Origin of the sequence: Fibrella rubiginis (assembly GCF_017353185.1) — a bacterium.
GTDB lineage: Bacteria > Bacteroidota > Bacteroidia > Cytophagales > Spirosomataceae > Fibrella > Fibrella rubiginis.
The window spans coordinates 1-11,372 of sequence record NZ_JAFMYV010000006.1 but is presented as its reverse complement, the minus strand read 5'-3'; the positions used below and the strand labels follow the sequence as shown (position 1 = coordinate 11,372).

The following is an 11,372-nucleotide window of genomic DNA, read 5'->3' as shown; positions in this document are numbered from 1 at the left end:
CAATCCTATGGATATCGAAGAGCGCATTGACCGCATTGAACTCCGGCTAGTTGAACTGGAACTGAAGATGGACCATCTCCTTGACCTGCACGAAAAACTATTGGCGTTGGGCTTAACGCTCAACCCGCAGGAGTTGGAAGAGGTCAAAATCAAAGTAGCCCAGTTATCGCTGGATTTGGGGTCGCGGCAAAATTGATTTACTGCTCGAGCAAATAAGCCTTGATAAACCCGTCGATATCACCGTCGAGTACAGCTTCGGTGTTGGATGTCTGGTAGCCGGTGCGGTGGTCTTTCACGCGGCGGTCGTCCAGCACGTAGGAACGAATTTGTGATCCCCACTCAATCTTCTGCTTGCTGGCTTCGATCTCAGCGCGGGCAGCGTTGCGTTTCTCGACTTCGATCTGGTATAGCTTCGATTTCAACAGACGGATGGCCACTTCCTTGTTCATAAGCTGACTGCGCTCCTGCTGGCACTCGATGATGAGCCCTGAGGGCTTGTGCCGCAGCCGAACAGCCGTTTCTACCTTGTTCACGTTCTGACCGCCGGCCCCACCCGACCGGAAGGTATCCCAGGTAATGTCGGCGGGGTTTACGTCAATCTCAATCGTATCATCAACCAGCGGGTACGCATATACTGAGGCAAAGGAAGTGTGCCGCCTAGCGTTGGAATCAAAGGGCGAAATACGCACCAGCCGGTGTACGCCGTTCTCTGACTTCAGGAAACCGTAAGCCAGTGGTCCGTCGATTTCAATAGTAGCCGACTTGATGCCCGCCGTATCACCGTCCTGGTAATCAACCTGTTTTACGCCGTAGCCGTGCTTTTCAGCCCAGCGCATATACATCCGGTAGAGCATGTCGGCCCAGTCCTGACTTTCGGTACCGCCCGCGCCTGAGTTGATTTCCAGCACGGCTGATAGTTGGTCTTCTTCATTACCAAGCATTTTTTTCAACTCCAGCTCATCAAGCGTGACCTGTAGTTTCTGGCCTTCCTCATCCACTTCGGCTTCTGATACATCGCCGGCGGTGTAGAATTCGTACAGGGTTTCGAGGTCGCCAAATTCGCCCATGAGCTTTTCATAGCCGTTGATCCAGCCTTTCAGACCACGTACCTGCTTCATCACACCCTCAGCACGGGCGGCATCGGTCCAGAACTCGGGTTGAAACGTCTGCTGCTCCAGTTCGGCAAGCTGTTGTTTTTTATTGTCGTAATCTAAGTACCCACGCAGGGCCTCAACGCGCTCCCGCAGGTCTTGTAATTGTTCAGTTGTCATATAGGGATGGATGCTGACAGCACGCAGATAAGATGACTGGCAGGGGTAAGCATGGTGCTACCTTCATGCGCTATGGCTGAAAAGCAGTTATAAAATCATACCTGATCCTGCCAATTATCGCATCTGCGTGCTGTCTGACTCACAAAGATACAACAAAGACAAGGGTGGGTTGGGTTTGGCGGGCGGGGGTTCAGGTCAACTTTTCGGCCTACCTTTGCGTTTCTCCAGTAAGCGTTACTCATCAATTATTAACCAGTAAAAATGGCTTCACAGTACGATTTAATCGTGGTTGGAAGCGGACCCGGCGGCTATGTAGCGGCAATTCGGGCTTCGCAATTGGGTCTGAAAACGGCCGTTGTTGAACGGGAAAGCCTGGGTGGCATCTGCCTCAACTGGGGCTGTATTCCCACCAAAGCCCTGCTGAAAAGCGCGCAGGTATTTGAATACATCAAGCACTCAAAAGACTATGGCATCACCGTCGGCGACTCATCGGCTGATTTTGGTGCGGTCATCAAACGGAGCCGCGGCGTGGCCGATGCTATGAGCAAAGGCGTTCAGTTTTTGATGAAGAAAAACAAGATCGACGTGCTCAGCGGCAACGGCGCAGTAAAGCCCGGTAAGAAAGTAACCGTGACTGGCACTGATGGCAAAGCCACTGATTATGAAGCAAAGAATATCATTATTGCTACGGGTGGCCGTGCCCGGCAACTGCCCACAGTACCCTTCGACGGCGAGAAAGTGATTGAATACCGCAAGGCCATGACCCTGGAAAAACGGCCTGACTCAATGCTCATCATTGGTTCAGGCGCTATCGGGGTAGAGTTTGCCTACGTCTACGCCAGTATGGGTACGAAGGTGACAATCATCGAGTTCATGCCCACTATTGTGCCGGTTGAGGATGAAGATGTTTCGAAAGAATTGCTCCGCCAATACAAGAAAATGGGCGTTCAGATCTTCACTAGCTCTGAGGTATCGAAGGTAGATACGAGTGGTAAAGGCTGCAAGGTGGCTGTGAAAACGCCTGAAGGCGAGAAGACATTCGAAGCTGACATCGTGTTGTCAGCGGCGGGCGTGGTAGCTAATATCGAGAACATCGGTCTGGAAGAGACGGGTATCAAAACCGAGCGCGGTAAGATTGTCACCGACGATTTTTACAAAACCAACGTCGACGGTTATTATGCCATCGGCGACGTAACGAAAGGACAATCGCTGGCACACGTAGCTTCGGCTGAGGCCATCATTTGCGTAGAGAAGATCGCCGGCCTGCCGCATGTGGAGCCGCTGAATTATAACAACATTCCCGGTTGTACGTATTGCACACCCGAGATTGCGTCGGTGGGGTATACCGAGAAAGCAGCCCGCGAGGCTGGCTATGAACTGAAAGTAGGTAAGTTTCCTTTCTCGGCCTCGGGTAAGGCGAAGGCAGCGGGGGCGCCAGAGGGTTTTGTGAAAGTTATTTTCGATGCCAAGTATGGTGAATTTTTGGGCGCCCACTTTATCGGTGCCAACGTGACCGAAATGATTGCTGAGGTAGTGGCCGCACGCAGGCTGGAAACTACTGGTCATGAAATCCTAAATACGGTTCATCCGCACCCCACTATGTCTGAGGCCATCAAAGACGCTACGGAAGCTGCGTATGATGAGGCTATACACCTATAACCGGTACGGCTGATTCAGCCACAGGCTGCAGGTTAAAGAAGGCCCGGCTCCTCTAAAGGAACCGGGCCTTCTTTATGGTTACCATTTATAGCCTGTTGTCAGTCAGCAGGTTATGATAAGTAGGCGTTTATGGGGTAGTGTAACTGCTTATTTATTTAGCGCGTGTATACAGGCTTTAAGTAATTTAGCGGTTTAGTTATTTTTGCAATAATGACAGAACTCGTATTTTAACCTAAGAACAATTCATGATTACCACCAATGAAAAGCGACCGTTGCGTTCCTTGAAGAGGAGTACTCTACTGATTGGCTGTCTCTTGCTACTTCTACTAGGGGGGGTATACTGGCAGCGGAAAATAGCCACAGAACCGGCCCCCGTGCTTGCAAAAGCTTCTAAAGTAGAGAAACCTGCTTTGGAAAACAGGAAGGCGGCGTTAAATAATCCGTTGACAGTCAAGGTCAACGCGGATTCGGCACAAAGTTTGCCTACAGACTTGTCAGTCAACAAGATACCTGTGATAAAACGGATGACCAAGCTGAGTAAAGTGAGGTATGAAGCAGCGCGCACCTACGTACCGGTTTTGTCGGAAACATCGACCTCTGTTGAACGCGAACCCGCCCCTGTTGCCCAGCCCGCTGCCGTTGCTCCGGTGGTTAGTGAAACACGGCCCAGAGTAACAGAATCCGCACCAATTTCACAGCCGGCCGAGTTGAAGCCTGTTGTGCAGCCCATACCCGTTGCTGCCGCTGTTACGTCGCCTGTGTCGACCTCCGTTCCAATGCCCATTACGGCTAGTGCAGCCCCTCTACCAAAGCGTAAAGCAAAGAATGACGAAGACGTCGAGATCGACCCTGAGTGATCATTTGCGACTTTCCTATCCTCATAAACAGCATTCCATCATCCAATGCAACACTCTCTACTTCGCCAATTTATTTGGTTGTTACTAGGTTGCCTCACCGTTATTGCCACGGTTGCGCAGGCACAGGAAATTCCCGCTCCCATTGTCTACGATGGCTATCGTGGTGGATTCGATATTGGTTCGCAGGGCGTTAAGGTGTCAATTATTGGCTTTTACCACCGCGACGGAAAACTAAAATACCGGCTGGTGTATGACCGGCAAGAGACAGTTGGCCTGGTGAAAGGCATGGAACTGAACAACGGTAAACTCCGGCCCGCCGACATGCAGGATGCAGTGGCAACCGTACAGGAGATGCTCAAAGATGCCAGCGAGACGTATGGCATGACGAACCGCGATTTCGTCATCTACACCTCATCGGGAGTAAACCTGGCTAGTAACGTAGCTGACCTTGACGTGCTGACGCAAAAAATCCTGAACATGCCCACCGTAACGAGTATGCCTACCAAGGTAGAAGCTACCTACAGCGTACGGGCCGGTTTGGCGCGTGAAGATTTCGACAAGGCTATCCTGGTCGACGTAGGGGGTGGCAACTTGAAAGGCGGTATTCTGCAACCATACGTTAGTGCTTCCGGGGCAACTCGGTATACGTTTAAATCATACAGCATTGAGTATGGCGCCCGCCGCGTTGCTGAGCGGATCATGATGCGGAAAACAGACCCTGCCGAGTATCAGAACGAACTGCGCGTGATGGTTGAAGATTCAATCTCGCCCCTGATTCGGATGTCGTTGAATGACAACCCGGAGATAAAAACCATCGGCCGGTCTATTGTTTACCTCACCGGCGGGGCTGCTTATCAGTTCATTACCTGGAAATATCCCGAAAAAGTACGCGAGGAGATCGTCGAGTTTACCATGAATGACTTCTACCAGTTTATTGATATGCTCAGTTCACCAACGGGCTGGATCGACTGGCAGGGTAAGACATTCGCCAAAATCGACGACCCTAAGTTGCGTGAGCAGGTGGAAAAGGACCACGCCAAGGCTACAAAGCGCGTATATAACCGCGAGGGCTGTCTGGCAGGTACATTGCTGGCGCAGCAGGTGTTTCGTGAAATTGGCAACCTCAACACCAAGACGTTTTATTTCACCCGCGACGCCTACTGGATCAATGCCTTAGTGTTTGATACCTACAAAGGCGAATTTAAGAAGTAAGGGGTAAGGGTTACCGTTTAAAGTCTAACGTCCAACGTCTAAGGTTGGCTGACGCAAGAATACAAATGCGTCAGCCAACCTTAGACGTTGGACGTTAGACTTTAAACGGTAACCCTTACCCCTTACTTCTTAAACTTCTATTCCCATCGCCTGCATGAGTTGGCTGGCGTTGAAACTTTTGCAGACACCGGGGCGGAGGTGGTAGTCGAAGGTGACCTGCCCGGCGTCGATATCGGAGCGAAAATGATAGTTAGCCACAAAGTCGTCGGCGTTGGCCATGCTGCCTAGCTCTACATCGTGCGTAGATACAAAGCCTGATGCCGCAGTGCGGTGTAGCTGGCGGATTAGCGCCTCGGCGCCTTTGTGTCGGTCGGCAGAGTTGGTCCCTTTCAGAATTTCATCCAGGAAATAGAGTACGGGCAGTTGGCCGGGGTCATTATTCGGCTTTGCCAGGCGAATAAGCGTACGCAACCGTTTCAGTTCGGCGTAGAACGATGACGTGTTTTCTTCCAGCGAGTCCTGCGTACGCATGCTGGTGTACACCTGCAGCGGCGAACACGCAAACCGCACCGCCGACGTAACGGCCCCTGCCTGCGCCAGCACCACATTCAGCCCCAGTGTGCGCAGAAACGTGCTTTTACCCGACATGTTTGAGCCGGTAATCAGCACCGTCTTCCCCGACCCAATCAAGGATAATGTATTGGCAATAGCGCGGGTAGGCGACAACAGTGGGTGAGCAATGGCAGTCCCTTCTACGTGAATACCATTGTCTTCTACCAGTTCTGGCTTAGCGTAGCCGGGGTGGGCATAAGCAAAACCGGCAAGGCTGTTGATGGCTTCTATCTCTGCCTCCACTGACAACCAATCGGCCAAAAATGGCCCGTATCGGACCTTCCAGCGGTTCAGCGCCTGCAAATAATGCAGATCCCACAAAACGGGCAGACCCACAAACAGCGCGAAATAAATGTTCTTTCGGAAGTTGAGATTCTCCACCAGTCGAGCCAAATGAGCAATGGCCCCGGATGCTGTTCCCGCATCGGTAGTAAGCCGCCGACGCAGGTCCTGTAGCATCCGGGTGTCGCCGGGCATCTGTTCGGCATGGCGAAGCAGATCGGTATAGGCCAGCAGGGTCTGAGTGACGTTGTAAGTTTGTTCGCCGACGAGCAGCGCCAGTTTACTAATCTGCCCTAACACCAGACCATGCACCGCCAGGCAGCCAATAACGGCCAGTCCTGGTAAGTATCCTGACAACCAGGCTACTATCACGCCCAGTGTAATCAACGGAAACAGAAACCGCACCGGGTCGACCCAGGCAGGCAGAGGGGTGGGCGTGTTGGTCCATTCGCGCAGTCCTTCTGTTGGTTCAGCCACGCGCTCGTTTAACCGGGCCAGTGCTTCTGCCTGTTGTCGCCAATCGAGGTGTGGCTTCAGCGCAGCGGCAGCCTCCTGACGGAGCATCACGGTGGCTGGTAGGGCAGGGTGCAACAGGTAGTGTGCCAGTCGGGCTGAACCGTCGTGGGTGTGGGTGCGGTTGAGCAGTTTAAACAGCGAATGCTTACCGAAGACGTCCAGATCCTGGGCGTAGGCATGGTCGGGCGGGGCAAAGGCGAGGCCTGTTTCAGGGCGGAGGTAGGTACGGTCGAGGCGGGCCTGTTCATCCTCGTTGATGAATACTAACTGCCGGTTGAGGTCGCGCTCACGCCTGATACGCTGATGCCACTTTAGCAATACCGCAAAGCCAATTAGTCCGGCCGAACCAAGGCCCACCGCCAGGCCATACTGCCCGATTTTATAGAGAAAAAAAACGCCAGCCAACACGCCAAAAAACCAGGCTAATCGAAGGATGGCCAGTTGGTTATATTGTTGTTGGGCTTTATCGGCCAGTTGTTGAAAATGGGCTTGTCGGCTAGGGAAGGTGGTCATTCGGGGTGGGCTAAACGCATTCTGGACAAGTACCCTGAATCAGCAGGTTAGTTTCGACCCGGCTGTAGCCAGTTGGCAATGAGATTGCCGGAATCTGTACGTGATCCAGGCAGGTAGTCTGCCCGCATTGCTGACACTTGAAATGCACATGGTCGTGGTGATGATCATCCTTGGCACAGGTATGGCGGCATAGTGCGTATTTCGGGTCGCCGGTATCATCGAGCACCTTGTGCACAATGCCCTTATCGACAAAGGTGCGTAGGGTGCGGTAGATCGTAACGCGGTCGTGATCGGGGCCAAGGCGCTCTTCGATGGTGCCGTGCGCTAGAGCATGGTCAGTCTGAATAAACAGATCCAGCAGTTCCTCGCGGTTATTCGTATGCCGGAGGTTATGTTCTTTCAGCGTCTGTGTGGCGGTCATAGGAAAGGAGTGTACAATGAACAATGTATTCTGTACAATGCTCCTGTAACTGGCTAACTATAAGAACATTGTGCATTATACACTGTTCATTGTACATTATTTGCGGTTTCAAACTGCAATTTAACCAGGTTCGCGTAGAGACCGGCTTCGCGGGCGGCGAGTTCATCGTGGGTGCCCTGCTCGGCAATTTGACCGTCGCGGAGAACATAGATCTGGTCGACCTGCCGGATCGTAGCGAGGCGGTGGGCAATAATGATCGTGGTGCGGTTCTGCATCAACTCATCCAGCGCGTCCTGCACAAGGCGCTCCGATTCGGCATCAAGCGATGACGTAGCTTCGTCCAGAATCAGAATGGCGGGATCTTTCAGAATGGCGCGGGCAATGGCGATTCGTTGTCGCTGACCACCCGATAGTTTCACGCCGCGCTCCCCCACAACAGTGCCCAACGCTTCGGGGAACGAATTGATGAACTCCAGGGCGTTGGCCCGGCGGGCGGCTTCGATAATCTCTTCGGGTGTAGCGTCGGGTTTGCCGTAACGGATATTCTCTTCGATGGTGCCACCAAAGAGCATGACCTCCTGCGGAACAATGGCTATGTGCTGCCGCAGGTTAGTGATGTCGTAGCTCGAAATAGCCCGCTCGTCAACCGTAATCTGTCCTTCGGCCAGTGGGTAATACCGCATCAGCAACTGCACGATAGTCGATTTGCCCGCGCCGCTTTGCCCTACCAGCGCAATTTTTTGTCCTGATTTTACCTGCAGCGAAACGCCCTTCAGCACCTCAATATCGGGGCGCGTAGGGTACGAGAAATGTACGTCGTCGAAAACAATATCCCCCTCGATGGGTGCTGCGAGAGCCGTAGGGATGTTATCGAGTTGTACTTCGGGGGTTTCTTCCAGAATGTCGAGGATTCGTTCTGAGGCGCCAAGGGTACGCTGAATCTGCGCGTACATATCGCCCATGCCCGCCACCGAACCGCCGATGAAGGCCATCAGAAACAGGAAAGTGATGAGGTCGGCAAGGTTCATCTCATGTTGCAAAACAAGGTTGCCGCCGTACCACAATACGCCTACGATAGAGCCGAACAGGGAGGTGATGGCAAACGACACAAATACGCCCCGGTAAGTAGCGGCTTTCAAGGCAATATCCACCATCCGGCGCAGGGCGTTGGCATACCGGTTGCTTTCGTAGCGTTCATTGGTGAAGGCCTTTACCACGTTAATAGCCTGCAACGTTTCTTCTACCACTACACTTGCGTTGGCAAGTTCATCCTGTGCCTGCTTGGAGAGTTTACGAATGAACCGCCCAAAAAACATGGCCGACACGATCAGTAGCGGAAACGTGGCCAGCATAAATAAGGTCAGCTTCCAGGAGAGGTACAAGATGGCCACCGTGCCAAAAATGAGCGTGGCAATTTGCCGGAAAAATTCAGCCAGCGTAATCGACAGCACATCCTGCAGCTGCGTCACGTCCGAAGACAGTCGGCTGGTGAGTTCACCTACGCGCCGCTGCTCGAAAAACGTAATGGGCAGGGCCACCATCTTGTCATACACGGCCCGCCGGATGTCGGCCATAGAGCGTTCGCTGACTTGCGCGAAATAGTAGATCCGGAAGAACGAAAATACAGCCTGTGCCCCCAGTACTGCCACAAAAAACAAAATGATCTGGTTGAGGCTGTACGGCGATTTACTGTCCAGAACGTTGGTTACTTCCCTGATAATCAGGCTAAAGCTTAACGTTGTGATCGTTGATAAACCCAAAAACACAAACCCGATGGCGTAGTAGACCCAATAGGGCTTTACAAACCCAAACAGCCGCGAGGCCCGGCGCATTGCCTGCCCACTTAGTTTCTTTTTATCTTCTTCGGGTGTTTCTTCCCCGAAACTTCGTCCTCTTTTTGCCATTGCTATACGTGCGTAAAAGACACACTGTAGTTATTTATGTGAATAGACACAAGAAGTAAGAGCTAAGAAATAAGACATTCTGTACTTGCTAGCTGATCTCACCTCTTGCTTTTTGCCTCTTAAAATTATTCTTCCTTCTGCCCTTTATAACCAGACTGTTGAAACATTATCTGTGCGTTCTTGACCTGCATAATATCGGGCAACGACGCTTTCTGACGAGTCTGGTAGTACGACACAATTCGCCAGCCAAGCCACTGCCCAATCCGGCCCGGACAGGCCGTACCAATCTCTGCCACGAAGGGACGTTCCTCCATGTATCGCTGTTTTATGTCGCCGCTGGTATTATAAAGTAATTGGTTGTCGATGAAATGCGCCCAAACCTGGTCCTGCGAATTAAACGTTTGTGTCAGTTGGCGGTCTGAATAACCGATGATCAGGCTGTCGGGCGTTTCGGGTAGGATGGTGCGGGTAAACAACAGGCCTTTGCCACTGTGAACCATGTCAGCCAACAGGGTTTGGTCGGCAGGGTCAGTGGCGTTGAAGCGGTCTGAGATCATGCGCACAATGGTGGGTATGATATAGTTCTGCTGATACCGCCGCAGCACATATTGCGGAAATTCCGGGCCAATGGGCCGATATTTGGCTTTAGGCCCAGCGAAATAGTCGACTGCTATAACAATCAGGCTGTCTGTTACCAGCAAATCCGGTCCCAGAAAGCCTGTAGCAATCGTAGCTACGCGGGGTCGTTTGAAGCCGAGAAAGTCTTTTTGAATGTTGTCAAAAGCTTCGGTGAGGCCAGTTTGCAGGGTCGAAGCGTCGCCGAATTGGGCTTTGGTTTGCCCGTAAAGTAATCGTAATTCGGGGTTATTGACCCGTCTGGTCAATTCCGCGACCAAAGCTGTATCAGAAGCGGGGTCATTCGCGTTAAAGTACAAATTCGCCACGCCCGGATGGCTGGTCAAAAACTGCCGCACCTGGGCCGGTGACTGCGCTGCGAAAAGTGGCTCTTCCAGCCGCTCAATAGAGACCGGCTCCGTTTTAGTACAAGAGGTAAACAGTACGCAAACTACAAGGCTTAAGCCAATTACCAATCCGTTGGTCAACTGGCCCAAGCGTTCCTTAACTCCCATACGGACGGCTTTTTTGCTATCTTGAAAACGTACAAAATTATGAAAAAAGTTGCAGCAACGGGTTGGCTGGCTATCGTGGTGATAGTCTGTCTGCTTGTCGGCATGAGTCAAACGGGGCTTGCACAAGCTCGTCGGTCGGCTATTTATTACCCCAAAGGCAGCGCCAAAGCGGCCAAACAAACCCTGCGCGATTACAAGGCCGAACGAGATAGTCGGCAGCAAAGCCAAAGCGACTATTCCGACGACCGACTGCCCGACTACTCCCGCCCGTCGCATCTGATTGAGATGAGCTTCCGGGTGGCTCCCGGCATTGGGTTCAACTCCGCCGACGGCACGGGGGCCTACAGTCAGTTTCAGACCAACGGTATTGGTGTGCGCATGAGCGTTGGCCCCTCGCTCGATTATTTTTTCTTCAAAGACCGTTACGCATTCAGTTCGGGTTTGTGGTACACCATCAAGCGATCGTCGTTTGTGGTGCCGGGGTCATTTGGGCAGGATCGCTTTAAACCGGGTGCACCTGCGGGCGAATCGGTGTACAATCTGCAGTACGTTCAGATACCGCTGACGGTGAAAATGTATGCCAACAACATCGGCCCCGACCTGCGCGGCTACATTCAGTGTGGCGGCCTGCTCGACATAAAGCTGGCCGAAAAAGCCCTTGACCCCACCACCAATGCTCTTTATAAGTTTGCCAATGCGGGTGGCAGCTATCAACGGCAATATGGTTTCATGGATTTTGGCGTGCTGCTCGGAGCAGGTGTGCAGTACAAAATCAACAGTGTTAATGCCGTCAATGTGGGGTTGAGCTATCAGCGTGGCCTCGTCAACGTCATGCGTGCCAACGAGCTAGAATCGCGCAACAATACCGTGGCGCTGGAATTAGGGTTTAAATTTTAAAGGTATTCATAAGTCCGATAGTTGATAGTCGTAAGTCGGCTGACGCGTCATGCTTCGCGCTTGGTGCCCTTCGACAGGCTCAGGGTGACAACGAACTT

The 11,372-nt window shown here is 52.3% G+C and carries 10 protein-coding genes; 5 read left to right on the top strand and 5 right to left on the bottom strand.

Annotated features, from left to right (window positions below):
- Positions 1 to 7 precede the first annotated feature (7 nt).
- Positions 8 to 196 carry a hypothetical protein gene (locus tag J2I47_RS12705; protein ID WP_207364968.1) on the top strand — a complete coding sequence of 63 codons (189 nt, stop codon included), beginning with the start codon at positions 8 to 10 and terminating at the stop codon, positions 194 to 196.
- 1 nt (position 197) lies between these two features.
- Here the strand turns inward: J2I47_RS12705 and prfB are convergent, their stop codons facing one another.
- Entirely contained in the window at positions 198 to 1,271 is a 1,074-nt protein-coding gene (prfB, locus tag J2I47_RS12700; RefSeq protein WP_207364967.1) for a peptide chain release factor 2, read from the bottom strand.
- Positions 1,272 to 1,532: 261 nt separating this feature from the next.
- Here prfB and lpdA point away from each other — a divergent pair, with 261 nt between their 5' ends.
- From lpdA to J2I47_RS12685, 3 genes are all read left to right on the top strand, one after another.
- Positions 1,533 to 2,930, top strand: a complete 1,398-nt coding sequence (gene lpdA / locus J2I47_RS12695; protein WP_207364966.1) for a dihydrolipoyl dehydrogenase — start codon at positions 1,533 to 1,535, stop codon at positions 2,928 to 2,930.
- Positions 2,931 to 3,175: 245 nt separating this feature from the next.
- Positions 3,176 to 3,787, top strand: coding sequence for a hypothetical protein (locus tag J2I47_RS12690; protein ID WP_207364965.1), 612 nt, complete (start codon positions 3,176 to 3,178; stop codon positions 3,785 to 3,787).
- 45 nt (positions 3,788 to 3,832) lie between these two features.
- Positions 3,833 to 4,999, top strand: coding sequence for a hypothetical protein (locus J2I47_RS12685; RefSeq protein ID WP_207364964.1), 1,167 nt, complete (start codon positions 3,833 to 3,835; stop codon positions 4,997 to 4,999).
- A gap of 129 nt (positions 5,000 to 5,128) precedes the next feature.
- On the opposite strand, the gene J2I47_RS12680 is transcribed toward J2I47_RS12685, so the two are convergent.
- The 4 genes from J2I47_RS12680 to J2I47_RS12665 all read right to left on the bottom strand — a co-directional run bounded on the left by J2I47_RS12680 (position 5,129) and on the right by J2I47_RS12665 (position 10,377).
- Positions 5,129 to 6,922, bottom strand: a complete 1,794-nt coding sequence (locus J2I47_RS12680; protein WP_207364963.1) for a MutS-related protein — start codon at positions 6,920 to 6,922, stop codon at positions 5,129 to 5,131.
- 10 nt (positions 6,923 to 6,932) lie between these two features.
- On the bottom strand, positions 6,933 to 7,343 hold the full coding sequence (locus J2I47_RS12675; protein WP_207364962.1) for a Fur family transcriptional regulator: 411 nt from the start codon (positions 7,341 to 7,343) through the stop codon (positions 6,933 to 6,935).
- An 86-nt stretch (positions 7,344 to 7,429) separates the two neighbouring features.
- Entirely contained in the window at positions 7,430 to 9,247 is a 1,818-nt protein-coding gene (locus J2I47_RS12670) for an ABC transporter ATP-binding protein (RefSeq protein ID WP_207364961.1), read from the bottom strand.
- A 125-nt stretch (positions 9,248 to 9,372) separates the two neighbouring features.
- On the bottom strand, positions 9,373 to 10,377 hold the full coding sequence (locus J2I47_RS12665; protein ID WP_207364960.1) for a gliding motility protein GldB-related protein: 1,005 nt from the start codon (positions 10,375 to 10,377) through the stop codon (positions 9,373 to 9,375).
- A gap of 39 nt (positions 10,378 to 10,416) precedes the next feature.
- On the opposite strand from J2I47_RS12665, the gene J2I47_RS12660 reads away from it, so the two are divergent.
- Positions 10,417 to 11,274, top strand: a complete 858-nt coding sequence (locus tag J2I47_RS12660) for a porin family protein (protein WP_207364959.1) — start codon at positions 10,417 to 10,419, stop codon at positions 11,272 to 11,274.
- Positions 11,275 to 11,372 lie beyond the last annotated feature (98 nt).